Origin of the sequence: Sporosarcina limicola (assembly GCF_014873855.1) — a bacterium.
GTDB lineage: Bacteria > Bacillota > Bacilli > Bacillales_A > Planococcaceae > Sporosarcina > Sporosarcina limicola.
This window is the reverse complement of record NZ_JADBEL010000012.1, coordinates 92,049-113,703: the sequence shown is the minus strand read 5'-3', so window position 1 is coordinate 113,703 and position 21,655 is coordinate 92,049. Positions and strand designations below refer to the sequence as shown.

The 21,655-nt window shown below is 41.5% G+C and carries 24 protein-coding genes, 1 pseudogene and 1 riboswitch; of the genes and pseudogenes, 21 read left to right on the top strand and 4 right to left on the bottom strand.

Features of this window, described 5'->3' with window-relative positions; all coding sequences use genetic code 11:
• Positions 1 to 35 precede the first annotated feature (35 nt).
• Positions 36 to 662: a lysoplasmalogenase gene (locus H4683_RS11915; RefSeq protein WP_192599060.1), complete on the bottom strand. Its 627-nt coding sequence runs from the start codon at positions 660 to 662 to the stop codon at positions 36 to 38.
• A 174-nt stretch (positions 663 to 836) separates the two neighbouring features.
• Complete coding sequence (locus tag H4683_RS11910) at positions 837 to 1,058, bottom strand: DUF2187 family protein (RefSeq protein ID WP_192599059.1); 222 nt, start codon at positions 1,056 to 1,058, stop codon at positions 837 to 839.
• Between the two features lie 279 nt (positions 1,059 to 1,337).
• Between H4683_RS11910 and H4683_RS11905 the strand changes: the two genes are divergently transcribed.
• Positions 1,338 to 1,601 carry a metal-sensitive transcriptional regulator gene (locus H4683_RS11905; RefSeq protein WP_192599078.1) on the top strand — a complete coding sequence of 88 codons (264 nt, stop codon included), beginning with the start codon at positions 1,338 to 1,340 and terminating at the stop codon, positions 1,599 to 1,601.
• Between the two features lie 27 nt (positions 1,602 to 1,628).
• Here the strand turns inward: H4683_RS11905 and H4683_RS11900 are convergent.
• Positions 1,629 to 1,916: pseudogene (locus tag H4683_RS11900) on the bottom strand (GABA permease); the annotation flags it as partial.
• A gap of 42 nt (positions 1,917 to 1,958) precedes the next feature.
• Here H4683_RS11900 and H4683_RS22160 point away from each other — a divergent pair.
• Positions 1,959 to 2,168 carry a hypothetical protein gene (locus tag H4683_RS22160; protein WP_338062461.1) on the top strand — a complete coding sequence of 70 codons (210 nt, stop codon included), beginning with the start codon at positions 1,959 to 1,961 and terminating at the stop codon, positions 2,166 to 2,168.
• 142 nt (positions 2,169 to 2,310) lie between these two features.
• Here H4683_RS22160 and H4683_RS11890 read toward each other — a convergent pair whose 3' ends face one another.
• Entirely contained in the window at positions 2,311 to 2,934 is a 624-nt protein-coding gene (locus H4683_RS11890; RefSeq protein ID WP_192599058.1) for a glycerol-3-phosphate acyltransferase, read from the bottom strand.
• A gap of 144 nt (positions 2,935 to 3,078) precedes the next feature.
• Positions 3,079 to 3,194: riboswitch (SAM riboswitch) on the top strand.
• A 118-nt stretch (positions 3,195 to 3,312) separates the two neighbouring features.
• On the opposite strand from H4683_RS11890, the gene H4683_RS11885 reads away from it, so the two are divergent.
• The 19 genes from H4683_RS11885 (at position 3,313) to H4683_RS11795 (ending at position 21,631) form a co-directional block, all read left to right on the top strand.
• Complete coding sequence (locus tag H4683_RS11885) at positions 3,313 to 4,605, top strand: O-acetylhomoserine aminocarboxypropyltransferase/cysteine synthase family protein (RefSeq protein WP_192599057.1); 1,293 nt, start codon at positions 3,313 to 3,315, stop codon at positions 4,603 to 4,605.
• 733 nt (positions 4,606 to 5,338) lie between these two features.
• A complete protein-coding gene (locus tag H4683_RS11880) occupies positions 5,339 to 6,667 on the top strand; it encodes a phenylacetate--CoA ligase family protein (protein WP_192599056.1) in 1,329 nt (442 codons plus the stop codon).
• A 28-nt stretch (positions 6,668 to 6,695) separates the two neighbouring features.
• Positions 6,696 to 7,574, top strand: coding sequence for a branched-chain amino acid ABC transporter permease (locus tag H4683_RS11875; RefSeq protein WP_192599055.1), 879 nt, complete (start codon positions 6,696 to 6,698; stop codon positions 7,572 to 7,574).
• Complete coding sequence (locus H4683_RS11870) at positions 7,574 to 8,596, top strand: branched-chain amino acid ABC transporter permease (protein ID WP_192599054.1); 1,023 nt, start codon at positions 7,574 to 7,576, stop codon at positions 8,594 to 8,596. Before H4683_RS11875 ends, H4683_RS11870 begins: the two co-directional genes overlap by 1 nt.
• A 39-nt stretch (positions 8,597 to 8,635) precedes the next feature.
• Positions 8,636 to 9,421: an ABC transporter ATP-binding protein gene (locus H4683_RS11865; RefSeq protein WP_192599053.1), complete on the top strand. Its 786-nt coding sequence runs from the start codon at positions 8,636 to 8,638 to the stop codon at positions 9,419 to 9,421.
• The gene (locus H4683_RS11860; protein WP_192599052.1) at positions 9,418 to 10,158 is read left to right on the top strand and encodes an ABC transporter ATP-binding protein; all 741 of its coding nucleotides are present in this window, start codon (positions 9,418 to 9,420) and stop codon (positions 10,156 to 10,158) included. Before H4683_RS11865 ends, H4683_RS11860 begins: the two co-directional genes overlap by 4 nt.
• A gap of 18 nt (positions 10,159 to 10,176) precedes the next feature.
• Positions 10,177 to 11,382 carry an ABC transporter substrate-binding protein gene (locus tag H4683_RS11855; RefSeq protein WP_192599051.1) on the top strand — a complete coding sequence of 402 codons (1,206 nt, stop codon included), beginning with the start codon at positions 10,177 to 10,179 and terminating at the stop codon, positions 11,380 to 11,382.
• 461 nt (positions 11,383 to 11,843) lie between these two features.
• Positions 11,844 to 12,866 (top strand): NAD(P)/FAD-dependent oxidoreductase, encoded by a 1,023-nt coding sequence (locus tag H4683_RS11850; RefSeq protein WP_192599050.1) that lies wholly within the window; start codon positions 11,844 to 11,846, stop codon positions 12,864 to 12,866.
• Between the two features lie 42 nt (positions 12,867 to 12,908).
• Entirely contained in the window at positions 12,909 to 13,148 is a 240-nt protein-coding gene (locus H4683_RS11845; protein ID WP_192599049.1) for a ferredoxin, read from the top strand.
• 231 nt (positions 13,149 to 13,379) lie between these two features.
• Positions 13,380 to 14,324: a 1,2-phenylacetyl-CoA epoxidase subunit PaaA gene (paaA, locus tag H4683_RS11840; RefSeq protein WP_192599048.1), complete on the top strand. Its 945-nt coding sequence runs from the start codon at positions 13,380 to 13,382 to the stop codon at positions 14,322 to 14,324.
• A 28-nt stretch (positions 14,325 to 14,352) separates the two neighbouring features.
• On the top strand, positions 14,353 to 14,703 hold the full coding sequence (paaB, locus tag H4683_RS11835) for a 1,2-phenylacetyl-CoA epoxidase subunit PaaB (RefSeq protein ID WP_192599047.1): 351 nt from the start codon (positions 14,353 to 14,355) through the stop codon (positions 14,701 to 14,703).
• Positions 14,700 to 15,512, top strand: a complete 813-nt coding sequence (gene paaC / locus H4683_RS11830) for a 1,2-phenylacetyl-CoA epoxidase subunit PaaC (protein WP_192599046.1) — start codon at positions 14,700 to 14,702, stop codon at positions 15,510 to 15,512. Before paaB ends, paaC begins: the two co-directional genes overlap by 4 nt.
• Before the next feature lie 26 nt (positions 15,513 to 15,538).
• Entirely contained in the window at positions 15,539 to 16,039 is a 501-nt protein-coding gene (paaD, locus tag H4683_RS11825; RefSeq protein WP_192599045.1) for a 1,2-phenylacetyl-CoA epoxidase subunit PaaD, read from the top strand.
• A 15-nt stretch (positions 16,040 to 16,054) separates the two neighbouring features.
• Positions 16,055 to 16,357, top strand: a complete 303-nt coding sequence (locus H4683_RS11820) for an EthD family reductase (RefSeq protein WP_192599044.1) — start codon at positions 16,055 to 16,057, stop codon at positions 16,355 to 16,357.
• Positions 16,357 to 17,133 carry an enoyl-CoA hydratase/isomerase family protein gene (locus H4683_RS11815; protein WP_192599043.1) on the top strand — a complete coding sequence of 259 codons (777 nt, stop codon included), beginning with the start codon at positions 16,357 to 16,359 and terminating at the stop codon, positions 17,131 to 17,133. The genes H4683_RS11820 and H4683_RS11815 overlap by 1 nt, the downstream gene beginning before the upstream one ends.
• A 15-nt stretch (positions 17,134 to 17,148) precedes the next feature.
• Positions 17,149 to 17,922, top strand: coding sequence for an enoyl-CoA hydratase-related protein (locus tag H4683_RS11810; protein ID WP_192599042.1), 774 nt, complete (start codon positions 17,149 to 17,151; stop codon positions 17,920 to 17,922).
• A gap of 14 nt (positions 17,923 to 17,936) precedes the next feature.
• On the top strand, positions 17,937 to 19,466 hold the full coding sequence (locus tag H4683_RS11805; RefSeq protein ID WP_192599041.1) for an aldehyde dehydrogenase family protein: 1,530 nt from the start codon (positions 17,937 to 17,939) through the stop codon (positions 19,464 to 19,466).
• 72 nt (positions 19,467 to 19,538) lie between these two features.
• Positions 19,539 to 20,411, top strand: a complete 873-nt coding sequence (locus H4683_RS11800; RefSeq protein ID WP_192599040.1) for a 3-hydroxyacyl-CoA dehydrogenase — start codon at positions 19,539 to 19,541, stop codon at positions 20,409 to 20,411.
• Positions 20,408 to 21,631: a thiolase family protein gene (locus H4683_RS11795; protein WP_192599039.1), complete on the top strand. Its 1,224-nt coding sequence runs from the start codon at positions 20,408 to 20,410 to the stop codon at positions 21,629 to 21,631. Before H4683_RS11800 ends, H4683_RS11795 begins: the two co-directional genes overlap by 4 nt.
• The last annotated feature ends 24 nt before the right edge of the window (positions 21,632 to 21,655 follow it).

Here is a 21,655-nt window from a genome sequence, read left to right as displayed (position 1 = left end):
CTAAAAATTCCTCCTAGATTCAATTAACGATACCTCTATCTTATCAGATTGTTCGGATTCACGGAATACTTGACGACTCGGCTGCCGACACTTGCTGCTATGAAAATTTGTGCCGCATAATAAGTCACCATGACAAACATATCTCGATAGGGAATAGCGTAGACGAACCTGTCAATTGCAAGTACAGAATCTGAGAATATGAATAGCATCGCACCGATAATCGCTAATTTCAACCGCGTGCGGATAGCCATCCAGCCCATCGTTAAAATAATGCCGATATAGGCGATGATGGCGACGCCAAGTATGGTTTGTCCGATCTTAAATTGCGATCCCGCAATCCAATAGGCCATTCCAAATCCGTAAAGGAGAAGAGGAACAGCGGCCCATATTGGAGCTTGCTTTCGCCTGGCATGTCGGAACGCAAGAATATAAAAAATATGGCCGATGAAAAAAGTGACGAGTCCTGCAAAAAACCAGTAAATAACCCCATCCGCAATCATACAGACAAAAACCCCTGCAAGGATGATCTGTTTATAGGTAAGGGAAAACAAAGGCCTGGTTATCACCGCGAATAGGATAATTAGTGCCATCGGAATAAGTTTCATGAAAATCTTAAATCCGGTTGGATCAGCTGGGATGAAGAAAATATAGATGATGCCCATTAAAACAAATTATAGTAAGTAACAAATTACGAGCCATAACGACAACTCCTTTCCTCTGTTCTTTTCGCTAAATCGACGTGAAAATCCTTCATGTGTGGTATAATTTCCTAGCAACAAAAAAACTGCACTGCAGACGGAAATGGATCCGGCATACAGGCAGTCTTGAGAAAATCGTTAGACGACTGAATAGTTCTTATGTGAAACGACAGTGAGATTTGAAGCGGCGCCAATTCGTTCAGCGTCCTCCCCTGAAATTTCAACAATGACAGAATTCTCGAGAATTTTGAAAATAGTACCATTTACCTTGTGGTCATTACGGACGAACGAAATTTTTTCATCGATTTTGCGTGCAGCGACAAATGGTAAAACTTCTTTTTCTCTGCGCGGAAAAGCCATTCGAATCCCCCCTATTGTGTATTTCGTCTTCTCAATCGACTAAAAAAAGCTTAGGCAAAATCCCAAGCATAAAATGGATAAAGACGTAAAACAACTAATCATAAACGATATCCTATAAGTTGTCTACGATTAGTATACCATATTTTGACGAGTCTTGCAGGAACATTGTATTTAGTGGCTCATCACGTGTTATTTTAATCAACATATGCATACGTATTGACATCATACCTTGACGGGTATAGTGTCAGATGTAGGAAATCAATGAAAGAAGCTGAGGGTATGGAATATAACGATCAAGTGAAAAATAGATTGAAACGAATCGAAGGCCAAATCAAAGGTATTTTAAGAATGATGGATGAAAACAAAAATTGTAAAGATGTCATCACCCAATTATCAGCTTCACGATCAGCAATCGATCGAACAATTGGCGTCATTGTAAGCTCTAATCTGATTGAGTGCATTCAAAACATAGATAATGATAAATCAAGTACACAAGAAGAAATTGTGAAGGAAGCAGTCGAACTACTAGTAAAGAGTCGCTGAATGAGTTGACTCTTTTCTTTTTAGTTTAATATAGAAAATAAGAATGCGCCAGATGACACTATTTGTTGCGATTCGAACTGCTTTTACGGATGATCAGACTCACCTGCTGCAATAGCTACGATTTCAGTACCCATGAATGAAAAGATAACTACCGTAATTCCTAACAGGACTGACCCAAAACCATTTGGCATGAATCCCGCCTGCGCCCAATAAATTAACTGTCCCAGGCACTGCTACGCCAGGATACCATTCAAAAATAACATAAAGTCCGAGAACCAAGAACAATCCAATACTCGCTAATTTATTGAACGAGAAAACCTCGTTGAGCGGTCAGCAGAACTAGGAGACCGTCTTGAAGTGGAACTAGCAGAATTAATAAATCATCCGTATGTTGGGGACATCCGTAATCTCGGGTTCATCATGGGGATTGAACTTGTGGAAGATAAAGAAACGAAAGAGCCTGCAACCAATGACCGTATGGCAAAGATTATCGGCGGCTGTAAAGCGACCGGTCTGATTATCGGGAGAAACGGGGATATACCGTTGCCGGGTATAACCATATTTTAGCACTAAGTCCACCGCTATCTTGTATGGATGAAGACTTCGATTTCATTGTATCCGTGTTGAAAAAAGTGTTTAAGGAAAATGAATAAGTATGTAACTGTGTTAAAACTGAGAATTCCTGGTTAAGGGGTTCTCAGTTATTCATTTATTTCTTCTTAAACACCGCCGACACTCGCTTCTCACTTCCATCCTTCATTCGCCTGAAATTCTCAATATGCTTCCAAACCGCCATTGTAATTAACAAGACCGCTATCAACATTGGCCAGTAGCCGTCCAACCAAACTGCGATGACAAGCATTGTGATATATAGCATCAGTACACCCAAAACGAGGAAATCTGTCACGAGCGCAACGATTACGAACAACGTAAACCCTGCAAGTCCAAAACGCCAATCCAGCGCAAGTAATACACCAATCATCGTCGCAGTGCCTTTTCCGCCGTCAAAATTCATATAGAACGGAAAATTATGCCCAATGATAGCTGCGACGCCTGCCAAAAATAACAGCATTACTATCATATCCTCGGGTAATCCTGCACGTGCGGCAACGAATCGAACCACAAGTACAGAGACAGCGCCTTTTCCAATGTCAATTGCCGCAACAAGTGCACCAAACTTCTTGCCAAGCACAATCGCCGCATTCGAAGCGCCGGCATTTTTCACACCCGTTTCTTTTAAATTAACCCCGGATATCTTCTGCGCAACAACGGACCCATGTAAGCATCCGTTGGCATATCCAAAAATAAACACACTTAAAATCCAGACCCACATACGAACTCCCCCAAAACATTTCTAATCCAATACTAACATTTCTACTAGACGCAAGTTTCAGAACAATAAAGAAATAATCCTTGACTTTATAGTAAGAAATCCAATATACTATTTCACAAGATGGAAAACTGAATGATTCATAAACTCTTATCAAGAGCGGCGGAGGGATTAGGCCCTACGATGCCCAGCAACCAGCAAGCGACCAACTTGCAAAGGTGCTACTTCCTACAGATTCGTGCAAACGATCTGAAAGATAAGGGGAGGAATAAGCGAAAGCATAACCCTCTTCTTAAGCGAAGGGGGTTATTTTTTATTTCGTAAAATCCCCGACGCCTCCGCATAGAGCAGCCATCTAAAAAACTATTGGGGGTACTGACAATGACAAAACTTCAACCCGAAACGATTCTTTTACACGGAGGACAACAGCCTGACCCGGTGACGGGATCACGTGCGTTGCCAATTCATAGAACTACAGCCTTTGTATTTCGTGACACGGAACATGCTCAAAAACTATTCGCTCTACAAGAAGCGGGGAATATCTACACACGTATTACGAATCCGACAGTCTCTGTGTTTGAAGAGCGCGTTGCACTTCTTGAAGGTGGAACTGCGGCAGTAGCTTTGTCCTCAGGTATGGCGGCAATCGCTTTCTCAATCCTAAATGTCGCAGGTGCTGGAGATGAAATTGTGGCAGCTAGCAATTTGTATGGCGGTACGTATAATTTATTCGCGGTCACGCTACCACGTTACGGCATCAATGTGAAATTCGTCGATGCGACAGATCCGGAAAATTTCCGCGCAGCGATTACAGATAAAACAAAAGCATTATTTGGAGAGACAATCGGTAACCCAAGCCTTCATGTACTTGATATTGAGGCGGTTGCGAGCATTGCACATGAAAACGGTATTCCGTTGCTTATTGACAATACTTTCCCATCGCCATACGGTTCGAACCCAATTGAATTCGGTGCGGATGTTGTCATTCATTCCGCGACGAAATGGATTGGTGGACATGGTACGACAATTGGCGGAATTGCTGTCGATGCAGGGAAATTTGATTGGACGCAAGGGAAATTCCTTGGTTTCACGGAACCGGATAATTCTTACCACGGTCTACGTTACGGTATTGATACAGCGGGTGCAGCATTTGCGACGAAACTTCGCGTGCAGCTCTTGCGTGACTTTGGTCCATGTTTAGATCCGGATAGTGCATTTAATTTCTTACAAGGACTTGAAACGCTTCATTTACGTGTAACAAGGCATAATGAAAATGCGGTTAAAGTAGCGGAATTCCTGAAACAACATCCGTCAGTTGAATGGGTAACATACACAGGCAATAAAGATCATCCATCCTCAGACCTCGCGAAGAAGTATTTGAAAAATGGCTTCGGTTCCATCATTATTTTCGGCATCAAAGGCGGACGTGACGCAGGACGTAAAGTGATTGATAACGTTGAAATCTGGTCGCATGTTGCCAACGTAGGCGATGCGAAATCGCTTATTATCCATCCGGCTTCCACGACGCATCAGCAACTTAGTTCAGAAGACTTGACGAAATCGGGTGTAACGGAAGAATTGATTAGACTTTCAGTAGGCCTTGAATCGGTGGAAGATACGATTGCAGACCTTAAACAAGCGATTGAAAAAGCAGTGCCGGTGACAGTAAAATAGTCTTAGTATCAATGATAAGGAGATGAACTACAAGAAAAAAGGGTATATGTGATAAATCCGTCACTCGAAGTGAGAGTAATCATCCATTTCACTTTAGCGAAAAAACCGTCACACTCTTTGTCTATAGACAAAGAGTGTGACGGTTTTTACTATTTTTATTTACAAACTATAAAAATGTTTCTTCATATAATTAACGATTTTAAAAATATTTTTTATATAAAATTAAAACCCCGTTTTTTCCTGTGAAATAACCAACAACGAGTCCTTCTTTTAGTCATTTCGCATGATACTAATCATTTTTATTTCCTGTATTTTTACACCGTTTTTATATTTTAACTCAATACAATAAATACATTTAATGATAAATTATATGATATAATTTGTTAATTTCCCTTTATTTGAATTCTTTTTTTTATAAAAATGTATTATTATGATATCTTCTAAGAACGAAAAGCTAGGGTTTTTTTTATCGGAATGGTTTACTTTTAAGTTGATAGCTCCCCTAGATTATCAACTGAACTGCAATTATACCGATAGATCAGGTATCACTTGTTATTCTGATTTTAAATAACATTCAAAAATCTATCGGAGTGAATGTTCAGAAATTAGTGTTGACTTTGTTTGAATTATGTATTAGTCTATTGTTTATTACAAATAATACACACCTCGTTTATTATTCGTTATATAACTAAGCTATTAAAATACTAACAAAGTGATTAGGGGGAAAAGCTATATGTACAATCCAGAAATTGAAACAGCCTCACGCGCTCAAATGGAAGAGTGGCAGTTGGGCAATCTAAAGTCAACAGTGGAAAAGGTATATAATCACGTTGATTTTTACAAAAAAAAGTTTGATGAGCTTGGTATTAAGCCGGAGGATATACAATCTTTAGAAGATATTATGAAACTGCCATTTACGATAAAGAAAGATTTTCGTGATACATATCCATATGGACTATTCGCCGAGCCAATAGAAAAAATACATCGGATTCACGGATCATCCGGGACAAGTGGTAAACCTACAATAGTTGGTTATACAGAAAATGATTTAAAGAATTGGGGAATTATTGTTGCAAGAGCAATCGTTGCGGCTGGTGGAAAGAAGTCGGATGTTTTTCATAACGCATATGGCTATGGATTATTTACCGGCGGACTAGGACTTCACCAAGGGGCAGATGAACTTGGCGTTGCGATAGTGCCGATTTCCGGTGGGAATACAGAACGGCAGATTACGCTTATTAATGACTTGAAGCCAAGAGGCATTTGTGGCACACCTTCTTACATTCTAAGCATCGTTGAAAAGATGGAAGATATGGGGATAGATCCACGTGAAACGAATCTAGAATATGGTATTCTCGGGGCGGAAGCATGGTCGGAAGAAATGCGTGCTACTCTTGAGAAAAAACTGAATTTTAAAGCAGTTGATATTTATGGGTTAAGTGAAATTATGGGACCTGGTGTAGCAATTGAATGCCATGAAGAGCAGAATGGACTTCATATAGCAGAGGATCATTTCTATGTAGAAGTAATTGATCCGGATACACTTTCTCCACTTGCAGATGGAGAAAGCGGTGAACTTGTCTTTACCAGTCTTCAAAAGGAAGCGCTACCAATTATCCGCTATCGCACAGGAGATATAGCTTCCATCACCCGCGAGAAATGTAAATGCGGCAGAACAACGACGAGAATGTCACGTGTTAAAGGTCGTACCGACGATATGATTATTATTCGTGGCGTAAACGTTTTCCCATCGGAAATGGAAAGAGAACTTCTCCAAGTAAGCGGACTTGTTCCAGTGTATCAAATTCATTTGATTCGTAGAGGTGCAATGGATGGTATAGAGTTGCATGTTGAGTGTGAAGCAGTCCTTTACAATGAAATTGGTGAAGACTTGAAACACGATACGATTACTGCATTAAAGAGAAAGATTCAACACCAGATGAAATCCACTTGTCTGATATCAATTGATGTTGTAGTAAACGCGCCAAAAACGCTTCCGCGTTCAGAAGGAAAGGCTATCCGATTAGTCGATAAGCGGGAAAAAAACCCGGTTGGTGTATAACTAGCAAATCGGAAAAGGAGTGTATGTGATGGGGGATCTTTTACAATTTACATTGACAGGAGTGACAATTGGCAGTATTTATGCCATCGTCGCTCTCGGTTTTGTTACGATTTATAGTGTTACGAAGGTTATTAATCTAGCCCAAGGCGAATTTGTGATGTTGGGCGGTTTGACGATGTATTCGCTAACGTCTGCCGGAGTGCCCTACCTTCTCGGGTTTGTTATCACGATTATAGTCGTTTCAATATTGGGTTGGATAATGGAGTATCTCCTAATTAGACGGGCAAAGGGAGCAGATCCGATCAGTTTGATTATTTTGACGATCGGAACAGCTATATTTATTCGTGGAATTGCCAGTGTGGTTTGGGGGAAAGACCAACTACGGGTTGCCCCGTTCACGGAAAACACCCCGGTCAACATTGCCAATGCTACTATTACACCACAAGCAATTTGGGTAGTCGTCATTATGCTTTTAGTCGTTTTCCTACTCTATATTCTCATCGATAAAACAATGGTCGGTAAAGCGTTTCAAGCTTCCTCAGTAAATCCTTTAGCAGCACGTCTGATGGGAATCAGCCCGAAAAGAATGTCATCGCTTTCATTCACATTGAGTGCGGCGCTCGGTGCATTGGCGGGTCTAGCTATCGCTCCCATTATGTTCCCTTCTTATGATATGGGTACAATGCTTGGCATTAAAGGTTTCTCAGCAGCAATATTAGGTGGTCTTGGAAGTGCTCCAGGAGCTGTTATTGGTGGATTATTGATTGGTTTACTTGAATCGTTGGGAGCTGGCTATATCAGTTCAGGGATGAAGGATGCAATTACATTTTCTGCAATCCTGTTAATTTTGTTAATTCGTCCGAGTGGTATTTTGGGTGAAAAAAGCGTTGGAAAAGGAGGATTGTGATGAAGCTGCAAGGGGTTCAACAAACCAAATGGATGGGCGTGCTAGTTTTTGCTTTGGCAATCCTTGTATTCCCGTTCATCGTTACACAGTCATTTTATTTAACGCAAGCAACATTCGCCGGCATTTATGCGATTATTGCGATTGGTCTCGGATTATTAATGGGATATGCAGGTCAAATATCACTTGGACAAGCTGCCTTTTACGGTATAGGGGCTTATACGACATCTGTCTTGACGGCGACAATGGGTTGGAGTCCGTGGGTAAGTCTACCGATTGCTCTACTTTTCCCGGGATTGTTGGCCTTTATTATGGGCTATACGATGTCAAGATTAAGTGGTTATTATCTTGCGATGGCGACACTTGCATTAGGAATTATTGTACATACGTTATTAGTGGAATGGCGGGGTGTGACAAAGGGAGCGTCCGGGTTTTTCGGAATTCCCCAACTTAACTTATTCGGTTATACGATAAATCAAGGAATTCCTTATTATTATCTTGTTTGGTTTTTTGTGATTATCGTCTTAATCCTGTCGTTGAATATTGTTCATTCGAGAGTCGGGCGGGCACTTCGTTCTATTCATGATAGTGAAATCGCTTCAAGTTCGATGGGTGTGAATACGAGTAAATATAAAATGCAAATATTCATTCTAAGCGCCATGTTTGCCGGGCTGGCAGGCTGGTTATTTGCGCATATGAGTTATAGTATTTCTCCGGCGGCATTTACGTTTGATGCATCTATTCTTTTCTTGGCAATGGTTGTGTTGGGTGGAAGTGGAAGTGTGTGGGGCGCGCTGATCGGTACACTGCTTATTAGAATGGTCGGCATTGTCGTTCATATGCTTGGGGAGAAGTTTCCTTTCATTACAAGTGACTTTGAACATGTCATTTACGGCTTGATTTTAATGTTGGTTGTCATTTTCTTACCACGCGGCTTGTTTCCTACTGTTGCTGACTGGTTTGATGCTTTATTGACAAAACGGTCCAGTAAAAAATCAATGTTAAAACTGGCGGCAAAAAGGTAATGAAAAAAAGGTGATTTCATGAAAGTGAGGCGATTTTAATTGTTACAGGTTGACTCTATTACGAAAAGATTTGGCGGTGTCGTGGCCAATAGTGAAGTTTCATTTACAGTCGAAGAAGGACAAATCGTTGGGCTGATCGGACCAAATGGTGCGGGGAAGAGTACCATGTTCAATATGATTTCTTCTGTTTTTCCGCCTACTACGGGAACTATTACCTTTCAGGGGACACGCATTGAAAAGTTGCCTGCATATCAAGTTGCACCATTGGGAATTTCACGAACCTTCCAAAACTTGCAAGTATTTAAGAATATGACGGTCATCGAAAATGTAATGGTCGGTCAGCATATGCAAACGAAGACAAACTTGTTTGGAATGGCATCGTTACTTCTTGGAATAACCAGAAAAGAGCGGAAAGTATATGATCAGGCGATGAGTTACTTAGCATTTTTCGGTTTGCAAGACATTTTTGATCAGAAGGCATCCAGCTTGTCACTTGGAAAATTACGTCTACTTGAATTCGCGAGAGCTTTTGCAACAGAACCGAAACTATTGCTACTGGATGAAATCGCGGCTGGTCTGAATCATAAAGAGACACAGGAAATGAGTGCATTGATCAACAAAGTGCGTGATACGGGTGTTACAGTTCTGGTTGTCGAACATGATATGGATCTTGTCATGAGCATTTGTGATAAGCTCGTCGTTCTGGATCAGGGAGTTAAAATAGCTGAAGGTACACCGAAAGAAATTCAGGAGAATGAAGCTGTTATCACTGCCTACTTAGGTGCTGATATAGATGAAGAAGAGGTGGAGGAGGAGGCGATATGAACGGGGATAAATTAATGGAGGTCATCGATTTATCGGTCAGTTATGGACCTATTCAAGCATTGAAAGGCGTCTCCTTAGCTATCAATAAAGGAGAAATCGTTGCGTTGCTCGGAGCGAATGGGGCCGGTAAAACAACATTATTACAAACGATTTCAGGACTTCTGAAGCCAACTGGTGGCAGTATTATCTACCAGGGGGTTAATATCGCTGGAATGGAAGCGGAAAAAGTCGTTGAAAAACATCTTGTACATGTTCCTGAACACCGGCAAGTATTTTCAACGATGACAGTGTTGGACAATTTATATTTAGGTGCCTATCATCATCGTAAAAAATCAAAAATGAAAAACATTGAAAAAAATATTGGAAAAGTTTTTGATTTATTTCCGATATTAAAGGACAGGAAAAATCAGCTAGGTGGAACGATGTCTGGGGGGCAACAACAGATGCTCGCCATTGCCCGAGGAGTCATGGCGGAGCCGGAGTTGCTTTTGCTTGACGAACCTTCGTTGGGATTGGCTCCGCTGATTGCCAAAGATGTGCTTGAACTTGTCCGGAATTTACGTGCTGAATTCGGTACAACAGTATTATTGATCGAACAGAATGTTACCGCATCTTTAAAAGTTGCTGACCGTGGATATGTTATTTCCCACGGTGAAATTGTCAAAAGTGGAAGTTCTAAAGAATTGTTGAATGATCCTGAAGTAAAAGAAGCGTATTTGGGCCACACAGTAAACTAAAATGGGGGATAACTACTAATGAGAAAATTACTATTGCCATTGCTTTTGGCTATGATGACTGCATTGTTTCTTGCGGCATGTAGCGAAAGCGTAGAGAAAGAAGAAGCTGGTAAAGCGGGTGGCAGTGCAGGCTCTGGGGAAGTAAGCGAGTATAAAATCGGAGCAATCTACTCAAAAACCGGACCAAATAGCCCGCTTGGCGAGCCAGAATGGAATGCAACGAAGTTAATAGAAGAGAAAATCAATAGTGAAGGCGGCATTAACGGGGTTCCGTTGAAAATTATTTTAGCCGACGATGAATCAAGTCAAGAAAAAGCAACACAGGAAGCAAACCGTTTGATTAATGATGAAAAAGTTCTTGTACTTCTAGGTTCATCAGGTAGTGGGGAGAGCCTTGCAATTAAAGGAATTGCGTTACAGCAGCAAGTACCGATGATTTCGGCGGCAGCAAGTACACATATTGTTGAGCCTGTTGAAGATGCAAAATGGGTGTTCAAAACACCACAATCTGACAGACATGCGGTTGAGCGTGTGTATATGTACTTGAATGAGCAGGGGATCAGCAAGATTGGGACGATTATTGACTCCAACGCATTTGGTTCAAGTGGACTTGAGCAAATGGAAGCACTCGCGGACGAATACAAAATTGAAATTGTAGCAAAAGAAAGCTACAACACACAAGATCCTGATATGAGTGCACAACTTACAAAAATCAACGGAGCAAAAGCAGAAGCGATTGTTGTTTGGGGTACAAATCCTGGACCGGCAGTTGTGGCGAAAAACACACGTGATTTAGGTATTGACTTGCCTATTATCGGAAGTCACGGAATTGCAAACCAGAACTTTATTACATTAGCTGAAGCTGCTGCTGAAGGTGTAGTTATCCCTACAGGTAAACTACTCTTCCCTAGCCAGATTTCTGGGGATGATGTACAATTCGATGCCATTTCTTCTTTCTACAAAGCGTATACGGATAAGTACAGTAGTGAGCCAACAAACTTCGGTTCTTACGGCTATGACAACATTATGCTTGTAATCGATGCGTTGAAAAACGGAGCTACAGATCGTGAAGCAATTCGTGAACACTTGGAGAATAATATTACTAACTGGATCGGTACAACAGGTGTGTTCAACTTTTCTGATAAAGATCATAATGGTTTAACAGCGGATAGCTTGGTTATGGCGGTTGTTAAAGATGGTAAATGGATGTTACTTGAAAAATAAATAAGAACTTATATAAGTTGAACGAAAGATCTATCGGCCCATTTATACTTGAATAATTGAAACAAACGCGTCAAACAAGCATATGTTGAATCAACAAAAATGTAAAACTTAAATTCAACTTATATAGAAACAAGATGCCATTACAAATATAACGGCATCTTGTTTCATATTATATGGAAGGAACTTATTCTTTGATAGGGATGAAGTAATCATTTTTTCGATAAACCATCGCCTGCATTGGTTGACACTGTTTAAACTAAGTATTAATATACTTTGTATAACATAAACTAAGTGAGTCGTTTTAATTACGTTATATAATCAAACGTGATGATTGGAGGAATGAGAAATCTCATTGCAGACTTCTTTTACGGGATGATGAGATTTATATAATATGTATTTAGAGCGATAGTTGCTAATACGCGGGAAAGTGAAACTAGAAACTGGAGAAGAGGAGTCTATTTATGAGTAACGATGAGAATGTCTTTGATGTGACAGTGATTGGTGGAGGTCCTGTTGGGTTATTTACAGCATTTTACGCTGGCATGAGAAAAATGTCTGTGAACATTATTGAAAGCCTTCCACAAATCGGAGGTCAGCTCTCCGCGTTATATCCTGAAAAATATATTTACGATATAGCTGGATTTCCGAAAATCAGTGGGCAGGGGCTCATTGATAACTTGGTGGAACAAATGTCTCAGTTCGAACCGATGATCACACTTGAACAGGATGTTCGACAAGTGGAGAAACTAGAGGATGGTACGTTTAAATTGACCACAAATCATGCGGTACATTTTTCAAAAGCCATTATTATCACGGCAGGTAACGGGGCATTTCAGCCGAAAAAACTAGGAATTGAGACAGCAGAGAAATATGAAGGGAAAAACTTGCATTACTTCATAAAGAATTTAAACCAGTTCGCGGGTAAGAATGTCCACGTTTTTGGCGGAGGCGACTCGGCTGTTGACTGGTCACTGATGCTTGAACCAATCGCGGAAAAAGTGACGCTCATACATCGCAGAGATAAATTCCGTGCGCATGAAGCTAGTGTGGAAAACTTAATGAACTCATCAGTGGAAGTCAAGACGCCGTTCATCCCTATCGAATTTATTGGTGAAAATAGCATCGAACAGGTTGTCCTTGAAAAAGTGAAGGGCGATCAAGAAGTGGTTGCTGTTGATGAAGTGATCATAAATCATGGTTTTATTTCTTCGCTCGGTCCGATTAGCGAATGGGGTCTTGAAATAGAAAAAAACAGCATCGTCGTCAACTCGAAAATGGAAACGAATATTGAGGGTATTTACGCAGCTGGAGATATTTGCACGTATGAAGGAAAAGTGAAGTTGATTGCAACCGGATTTGGCGAGGCCCCAACAGCGATTAGTAACGCGAAGGTCTACATTGATCCAACGGCGAAAGTACAAGCGGTTCACAGTACAACGCTTATGGAGCAAACAGAAGATAAGAAAGTGAAAGTCGGACAGTGAATAACAAAACTGTTTACGGTGAATAAAAAGGAGGTGGACGGTATGGCTAAATATACTGTTGTTGACCAAGAAACGTGTATTGCATGTGGAGCTTGCGGGGCGAGTGCGCCAGATATATTTGATTATAACAACGAAGGATTTGCGTTTGTGCATCTCGATGATAACGAAGGTAGGGTAGAGGTGGATGAAGATTTCTACGATGATCTTGAAGATGCATTAGAAGGCTGTCCTACCGATTCTATTAAAGTCGCATCATATCCAATTGTTCTCGAAGAAGTATAACAAATTTAATTTAATGTCACTACTCATATAATCGCATGTATCCCGATTGCATCATTTTCTCCATGTAATGTGAAGACATATGATTTAAATTAATCAGAATACATTTGCATTAAATATATCGATGTACTATACTATTCTTATATATAACAACATAGTTTGTTGTCGTTTAAAAACTGTTACATCATTTACAAGCGTTTTAATACAAATTGGTGTGAGGGAGGAAAAAAGTACATGGTTATAATGACTGAAGATCAAAAAATGATCTATTTTATGAAGCGGATTGTTGCAGGAGAAAAAATTGAAGCAGACGATTGGATGCCTCGGGAATATCGAGATACGTTAATTAAATTAATCTCAATGCATGGAATGAGTGAAATTATGGGTGCTCTTCCTGAAAAAGAATGGGTGCCTAAAGCTCCGTCGCTTTATCGGAAACTTGGGATTATGGCGAAAGTACAAGATGAGATGGGTCATGGCCAGCTTCTTCTTCGTGTGGTGGAGGATTTGTTAAAACCGTATGGAAAAACGCGTGGCGATTTGATGCAAGATCTGTTTAATGAAGACTTGAAGTTTCATAATGTCTTCCATATGGAAACGAAAACCTGGGCAGACGCAGGGTTAATTGGTTGGCTTGTTGATGGAGCGGCCATCATCACACAGACAAATATGCTTGGTGCTTCATACGGACCGTACGCAAAAGCTTTGCAGCGTATTTGTGCGGAAGAAGTATTCCATGCGCAACACGGCGAAGCAATCATTATGGCGCTTGCGGAAGGAACAGACGTACAGAAAGCGATGGTCCAAGATGCATTGAATCGTTGGTGGCCCTCACTTCTTATGTTCTTTGGACCTGAAAGTAAAGCTACAACAGGTACATCTAAACAAGAAGCTACGATTAGATACAAAATTCGTATCAATACGAACGAAGAGTTACGCCAAAGTTTCTTGGATAAGTATGTTCCACGTATTCTATCACTCGGAATGACAATCCCAGATGAAACAATTTATTTTAATGAAGAAAGTAAGGAATGGATTTACCAACAGCCAGACTGGGCGGAATTCAGAAAAATTATTAGCAATAATGGACCGCGATCACAGGCGCGTTTAAATCTACGTCGTTCATCATATGAAAACAACGCGTGGGTTCGTGAAGCACTTAGTGCAAAGGTAAACTAAATGGGTGTAGAAAGGGGAATCGAGGATAATGTCAGAAACGAAATCGTTTTATCAGGAATATGAAGTATTTAGCAAGCGGACACCAACATCTTCATTTCAACATCAATTCAACTTGCTCGCTCCAAATGAAGATATGGCACTAATCTTGGCGCAGGAAAACTTTATGCGTCGCGAACCTGTTGTAGACATCTGGGTTGTAAATCGAAAGAATGTCCGCAGTATGAGTGAGGAAGAGAGAATGTCGCTTCCAAGACTGGACAATAAAGATTACCGAACAACAAAGGGCTATGGTTATTTGCGGAAAAAGTGGCGCGAATACGAACAAGGCATGCTGGATGAAAAGGAAATATTGTCATGGGCAGGGGGAAGAAAGAAATGAGTAATACGGAAAAAGTATTAAGTGTCGAAGAGCGGGAAGCAGTGAAAGCGCTTCTATTCCAGCTGGCTGATGATGACTTTCTCTTTTCATATCGCGCATCTGAATGGCTAGGTCTTGCACCCCATATTGAAGAAGATGTTGCATCTTCTTCAATCACGCAAGATACAATGGGACACTCGGCAATGTATTATATGTTATTGGAAAACCTGGGAGCGGGGAAGGCCGATGATTTAGCCCATCTACGACCTGCTGAAGAAAGACGAAATAGTGTCTTGACGGAGCGGGTGAACGGAGAAGGGTATTACATGGATACACCTCAATATGACTGGGCATATACTGTTGTGAGAAGCTATTTTTATACACAAGCTAAAAAAGTGAAGATTGATTCTCTACGTAACAGTTCATATGAACCTCTTGCGGAAGTGGCAATCAAAGTTAATATGGAAATTTATTATCATTTAATGCATTGGAGAGTGTGGTTCGAACAGTTACTTAGCTCCACAGAAGATGCGAAGGTAAGAATGACCGATGCGATTAAGTTAGTTATGGCGGATTTTGGGGACGTGTTTTCATACGGCGACCAAAAAGAAGCGATTGAACGTTTTGATATCATTGCAACAGAAGAAGATTTGGAAGAAAATTGGATCTTGGCAATTACGCCTATGTTTGAAAAACTAGGTAATGATTTGCCAGTGGTTCCCAAAAACGCGGAAAGAAATGGTCGTAATGGTGAGCATACAAGGGATTTGGTGGAAGCGATTGCAACCTTATCTGAAGTGTACAGAATGGATCTTTCTGCCAGTTGGTAATTCGAATTTAGAAAGAGGTGTCTGTAATGGTTACTACTACAGATTTGAAGAATGACACAGTGTTACAAGTTCTTTGGAATGTCAAAGACCCGGAAATTGATACGGTAAGCATTGTGGATCTCGGAATGGTAGAGAAAATCGAAGCGGAAAACAACCACGTTACAGTGACTTTGCTACCCACGTTTCTAGGCTGTCCAGCCCTTGAGATTATAAGGGAGAATACGAGGAAGGCAGTGCAAGGTATTCCTGGGGTAGCTGAAGTAACCGTAGATTTCATATACAGCCCGCCATGGACCTCGGATCGAGTTACTGAACAAGGGCGTGCGGGATTGAAAGAGTTTGGAATTGCGGCCCCGCCCCGCCACTTGGAGGAAGATGGTTCATGGCATGTGGATTGCCCGTACTGTGACTCTACCTATGTGACGATGGAAAATATTTTTGGACCAACGGCTTGTAGAAGTATTTTATACTGCAGGAGTTGTAAAACCCCTTTTGAAGCGATGAAACCTGTATCAACATTAATGTAAAATGGAGGAGAAAAAATGACTAAACTAATTGCGCTTTATAAACAACCTGAGAACAAAGAAGAATTCGATAATCATTACTTCAATGTGCATGCACCAATCACTGCAAAAATCCCGGGTCTACGTGAAATGAAAGTGACGAAAATGACTGGTTCTCCAATGGGAGGCGAAGCGGCTTACTACTTAATGTGCGAGATGATCTATGATGATTTGCAATCGCTTCAAGCAGGTCTTCGTTCAGATGAGGGGAAAGCTTCAGGGAAAGACTTGATGGGCTTCGCGGGTAAAATTGTCACGTTAATGATTGGCGAGGACGCATAATGAGCGATTATGAGTTCATTGACACAACGATCGACAATCAGATCGCGGTTATTGAGTTGAATCGGCCCCGTCAATATAATTCATTGAATCGTAAGATGGTTAGCGAAATTTTGCGTGCGATGGAGTCATTTGATAGAAATGATGACGTACGTGTTATTCTGATTGCCGGAAAAGGTCGTGCTTTTTCGGCAGGTGCCGATATCGATGAGATGGCTGAAGCGGATCCAATCCATCTTGAATTGTTAAATCAGTTTGAGGATTGGGATAAGCTTGCTCTTATTAAAAAACCGGTAATCGGTGCTGTTCATGGCTTCGTCTTTGGTGGGGGCTTTGAACTTGCCCTTTGTTGTGACATGCTGATTGCGGCGAGCGGAACGGAATTCTCTTTTCCAGAAGTGAGTCTTGGTGTTATGCCAGGTGCAGGTGGAACGCAGCGGTTAACAAAGTTAGTTGGCAAATCAAAGGCGCTTGAGTGGTTATGGACTGGGGAACGAATCCAGGCTGAAGAACTGTTAAATCATGGAGTCATTAATCGGATCGTTTCTCCTGAGGTATTAATGGAAGAAGCCCTTAGATTTGCGGGTAGACTCACGGTCATGCCGCCATTATCCCTGCGACTTATCAAAGATTCTGTAAATAAAGCGGTGGATTACCCACTTTACGAAGGAATGCAATATGAGCGAAAAAACTTCTATCTACTGTTTTCCTCGGAAGATCAAAAAGAAGGTATGAAAGCTTTTATTGAAAAGAGAAAGCCGAATTATAAAGGGAAATGAAGGAGGCGAGGCTTCATGTTTGAAACGATTACCTACGATATAAAAGATGGTGTTGCCTGGCTCACTTTAAACCGTCCCGATAAATTGAATGCGTTTATTGCCCAGATGAATCGAGAAATCAAAGATGCGATACGATCGGCTGCCCAGGATGACGACGTCCGTTGTGTTGTTATTACAGGCGAGGGACGTGCATTTTGTTCGGGACAGGATTTATCGGAAGTGACGGAAGAAATGGATCACGGGCAAGTGCTGCGTGATCATTATGGTCCAATGATTATGCAGATACGCCAATGTGAAAAGCCAATCATAGCGGCCATTAATGGCGTAGCCGCGGGGGCGGGATTCAGCCTTGCGCTTGCTTGTGATTTCAGGCTTATTTCTGAGCGTGCTAGTTTAATGAATGCTTTTATTCACGTTGGACTTATTCCAGACTCCGGTAACCTTTACTATCTATCAAAGCTTGTCGGTCTTGCAAAAGCGGCAGAACTTGCGATATTAGGGGAGAAAGTAACTGCGGAGCAGGCTGTTGAACTTGGTCTTGCTTTACGTGCTATCGAGGAAGATAACTGGACAAAGGAAGTCACCGCATTTTCAGCGCGTCTTGCTTCGATGCCGACCAAGGCGATTGGCCTCATAAAGCGTTCATTGAAAGACGCAACGAATCTTTCATTCGAAGATTACCTTGAAAAAGAGGCACAAGGTCAGCGCATCGCAGGATTGACAGAAGATCATCGTGAAGGTGTAAACGCTTTTATGCAAAAAAGAAAATCTGAATTTAGAGGAAGATAAGAGGGGGAATAATCATGACGAAAACGCAAGAAACACAAACTGAAACACAAACTGAAACGCAGTCAATGAAGCGTGATTTTTATAAACTGTTCATTAACGGTGAGCAAGTTGAAAGCAGCAATGGTGGTCGTACGAAAGTATACAATCCCGCCACTGGAGAAGTCTTTGCTGAAGTAGCGAAAGCAACAAAAGAAGATGCCCAAAAAGCGGTGGAGGCCGCAAGAGAAGCATTTGATAATGGGAAGTGGAAAAGGTTTCCTGTCAATAAACGTTCACGTGTATTGAATAAAATTGCTGAAATTATGCGCAGTCGTTTTAATGAGTTAGTTGAACTTGAAGTTTTAAATACGGGTAAATCCCTTAGTGCCGCTCAAGCGCAGATTAATCAAGCGGTTGAGGACTTCGAATTTTATGCAGGTGCTCTCGTTGGCCACAGAGGCTCAGTAAACCCTGTACCGGGGCAATTTCATAACTATACGGAAAAAGAACCTGTCGGTGTGTGCGCGCAAATCATTCCGTGGAACTATCCACTAATGATGGCTGCTTGGAAAGTGGCCCCGGCGATTGCAGCAGGCTGTTCAGTCATTATCAAACCAGCATCATTGACACCGCTTACAGCAATTATTCTTGGAGAAATCTGTCTTGAAGCAGGTGTTCCGGTAGGTGTGGTCAACATCCTTCCAGGTTCAGGTTCTGAAATAGGTAACTATTTAGTAGAACATGAATTGGTTAACAAAGTTGCATTTACGGGTTCTACGCCAATTGGAAAAGATATTATGGGCAGAGCTTCCAATACATTGAAACGCGTAACGCTTGAACTTGGCGGGAAATCTCCAAACCTTGTTTTTGAAGATGCAGATATTGAAGCGGCGGTAGATGGTTCAATTTACGGTATTTATAACAACACAGGACAATCTTGTGATGCAAGATCCCGTATCTATATCCATGAAAGTGTTTACGATGAGTTCGTCGAGAAATTCATCGAAAAAACAAACAAGCTTGTAGTTGGAAACCCATTTGATAAAGCAACGCATTTGGGTGCAGTAATTGATAAAAATCAGATGGATACAATTGAAAGGTATGTCCAATCTGCAATCGATGAAGGTGCTGAAATACTTGCAGGCGGAAAAGTATTGAATCCAGTTGGCTTTGAAAATGGCTATTGGTATGCCCCAACGGTTATCGGAAACGTGGCACAAGACATGAAAGTTGTCCAAGAAGAAATATTTGGACCAGTCGTTGTTGTGTCGAAGTTTAAAGATGAAAAAGAAGCGATTGCATTGGCAAATGACTCAGAGTTTGGTTTGGCTTCTGCTATTTGGTCGACAAATGGCGCACGTGCAACACGTGTAGCAAATCAAATTGAAGCGGGAATTGTGATGATTAATTGTCCGTTCTCTGCGTTCCCAGGTACGCCATTCGGTGGATACAAACAATCCGGGTTCGGTCGGGAACTCGCAATTGAAACACTGGACCTTTATTCGGAAACAAAGAGCATTATGTCATATTACGGTTCACGTCCACTAAATCCGTTCGGACTATAACAATGAAGAATAAGGAACAGGGGCCGGAAGGACACCTGTTCCTTACTTATTAAAAGCACGGGGGGAAAGTATATGATTAATAATATTGTTGTGGTCGGCTCTGGTGTAATGGGTAGAGGCATTGCTTATGTGGGAGCGATTGGTGGTTATATGGTGACCATCGTTGATATTAATAAGGAAGCTTTACAGAATGCTGAAAAAGAAATTGGAGTTATTTTTGAAAAAGGGCTGGAACGTGGCAAGATTTCTAGTGATGCAGCGGATAAGGCAAGGGCAAATTTAAGTTTTGAAACAGATTTGGCAATCGCAGCTGGAACTGCCGATTTGATAATTGAAGCGGTCCCGGAAGTAGTGGAAATTAAAAAGAAAGTGTTTGAAACGATTGAAGCACATGCACCTGAGCACTGTTTTTTCGCTAGCAATACATCAACAATGAGCCCAACTGAAATTGCATCGTTTTCAAATCGTCCAGAAAAAACAATTGCCATGCACTTCTTTAATCCGGTACATAAAATGCCGCTTGTTGAAATAATCCGTGGTTTGGAAACAAGTGATGAAACAGCCGCAATAATTGAAAAGGTAGCTAAGAATATGGGGAAGGAAACGGTTGTCATTAATGAGTTTCCTGGCTTTGTAACAAGCAGGATTAGCGCCCTTGTTGGAAATGAAGCGTTTTACATGTTGCAAGAAGGACTTGGTTCGCCTGAAGATATCGATAAGGCCATTAAATTAGGTTTGAATTATCCGATGGGTCCTTTTGAACTTGTTGATCTTGTCGGTCTTGATGCCCGCCTTAATAATCTGAAATATTTACATGAAAAACTTGGTGAAAAGTATCGACCTGCACCACTTCTAGAGCAATACGTGAAGGCAGGACGTCTCGGACGAAAAAGTGGTAAAGGAGTGTATGACTATACGAACAAAGAGGGGAAGGATAAAAAATGAAAGAGGTAGTTATTGTAGATGCTGTACGCACACCGTTCGGGAGATATAAAGGGGCGTTGAAATCGATTAGACCGGATGACCTGGGTGCTGTTGTCATTAAAGCGCTACTTGAGCGAAATCCGAATCTTCTACCAGAACAAATTGAAGAGGTCGTTTTCGGAAATGCGAATCAGGCAGGAGAAGACAATCGAAACGTGGCAAGAATGTCCGCTTTACTTGCGGGGCTTCCTATTGAAGTGGGTGGGACGACCATTAACCGTCTATGTGGTTCAGGACTTGACGCCGTGATGTATGCTTCCCGAGCAATTATGGCCGGGGAAGGGGATATTTTCATTGCAGGCGGAACTGAAAGTATGTCACGTGCGCCATTCGTTATGGGGAAACCCGAAGCTGATTTCCCACGGGGCGATATGAAACTCTATGATACAACGATAGGCTGGCGTTTTACGAACAAAAGATTAGAGGAAATGTATGGTTCTGATACAATGCCAAAAACGGCTGAAAATGTTGCCGAAAGATTCAATATCACACGTGAAGAGCAGGATGCTTTCGCACTTGAAAGCCAGCGCCGTGCAAAAGTGGCACTGGAACAAAATGCATTTAAAAATGAAATCATTCCAGTCGTTTATAAAGACCGTAAAGGAAACGAGATAATCGTCGATACGGACGAGCATCCACGACCGGATACAACAATTGAAAGTCTTAGCAAATTGCGCCCCATTTTTGAAGGTGGCACGGTGACGGCGGGCAATGCATCCGGGGTGAATGATGGTGCGGCCGCATTACTTATCATGAGTGCGGAGAAAGCGAAAGAATTGAACTTGAAACCGCTCGCCAAGTATGTTACTGGTGCATCAGCAGGGCTTGAACCCGCTGTGATGGGTTTAGGTCCTATCTATGCATCAAGAAAAGCGATGGATCGGGCTGGACTTACTGTTGAAGATATAGGACTCGTTGAGTTGAATGAAGCATTTGCTTCACAGTCAATCGAGTGCATACGTCAATTGAAGTTAAATCAGGAAAAAGTCAATGTGAATGGTGGTGCAATTTCGTTTGGTCACCCACTTGGGGCAAGTGGGGCCCGTATTTTAACGACACTTATTTATGAAATGAATAAACGGGATATAAAATACGGTTTGGCGACGATGTGTATCGGTGTCGGCCAAGGTATTGCAACAATTGTGGAGAAAGTAACGGAGCAATCCTCTAAAAAGAACTAGACCCTCATGGATGGAAGGAGTGGA

Coding starts and splice junctions, on each gene's coding strand:
- H4683_RS11915 (WP_192599060.1), bottom strand. CDS start 662: ATGGGCATCATCTATATTTTCTTCATCCCAGCTGATCCAACCGGATTT.
- H4683_RS11910 (WP_192599059.1), bottom strand. CDS start 1,058: ATGGCTTTTCCGCGCAGAGAAAAAGAAGTTTTACCATTTGTCGCTGCA.
- H4683_RS11905 (WP_192599078.1), top strand. CDS start 1,338: ATGGAATATAACGATCAAGTGAAAAATAGATTGAAACGAATCGAAGGC.
- H4683_RS11890 (WP_192599058.1), bottom strand. CDS start 2,934: ATGTGGGTCTGGATTTTAAGTGTGTTTATTTTTGGATATGCCAACGGA.
- H4683_RS11885 (WP_192599057.1), top strand. CDS start 3,313: ATGACAAAACTTCAACCCGAAACGATTCTTTTACACGGAGGACAACAG.
- H4683_RS11880 (WP_192599056.1), top strand. CDS start 5,339: ATGTACAATCCAGAAATTGAAACAGCCTCACGCGCTCAAATGGAAGAG.
- H4683_RS11875 (WP_192599055.1), top strand. CDS start 6,696: ATGGGGGATCTTTTACAATTTACATTGACAGGAGTGACAATTGGCAGT.
- H4683_RS11870 (WP_192599054.1), top strand. CDS start 7,574: ATGAAGCTGCAAGGGGTTCAACAAACCAAATGGATGGGCGTGCTAGTT.
- H4683_RS11860 (WP_192599052.1), top strand. CDS start 9,418: ATGAACGGGGATAAATTAATGGAGGTCATCGATTTATCGGTCAGTTAT.
- H4683_RS11855 (WP_192599051.1), top strand. CDS start 10,177: ATGAGAAAATTACTATTGCCATTGCTTTTGGCTATGATGACTGCATTG.
- H4683_RS11850 (WP_192599050.1), top strand. CDS start 11,844: ATGAGTAACGATGAGAATGTCTTTGATGTGACAGTGATTGGTGGAGGT.
- H4683_RS11845 (WP_192599049.1), top strand. CDS start 12,909: ATGGCTAAATATACTGTTGTTGACCAAGAAACGTGTATTGCATGTGGA.
- paaA (WP_192599048.1), top strand. CDS start 13,380: ATGGTTATAATGACTGAAGATCAAAAAATGATCTATTTTATGAAGCGG.
- paaB (WP_192599047.1), top strand. CDS start 14,353: ATGTCAGAAACGAAATCGTTTTATCAGGAATATGAAGTATTTAGCAAG.
- paaC (WP_192599046.1), top strand. CDS start 14,700: ATGAGTAATACGGAAAAAGTATTAAGTGTCGAAGAGCGGGAAGCAGTG.
- paaD (WP_192599045.1), top strand. CDS start 15,539: ATGGTTACTACTACAGATTTGAAGAATGACACAGTGTTACAAGTTCTT.
- H4683_RS11820 (WP_192599044.1), top strand. CDS start 16,055: ATGACTAAACTAATTGCGCTTTATAAACAACCTGAGAACAAAGAAGAA.
- H4683_RS11815 (WP_192599043.1), top strand. CDS start 16,357: ATGAGCGATTATGAGTTCATTGACACAACGATCGACAATCAGATCGCG.
- H4683_RS11810 (WP_192599042.1), top strand. CDS start 17,149: ATGTTTGAAACGATTACCTACGATATAAAAGATGGTGTTGCCTGGCTC.
- H4683_RS11805 (WP_192599041.1), top strand. CDS start 17,937: ATGACGAAAACGCAAGAAACACAAACTGAAACACAAACTGAAACGCAG.
- H4683_RS11800 (WP_192599040.1), top strand. CDS start 19,539: ATGATTAATAATATTGTTGTGGTCGGCTCTGGTGTAATGGGTAGAGGC.
- H4683_RS11795 (WP_192599039.1), top strand. CDS start 20,408: ATGAAAGAGGTAGTTATTGTAGATGCTGTACGCACACCGTTCGGGAGA.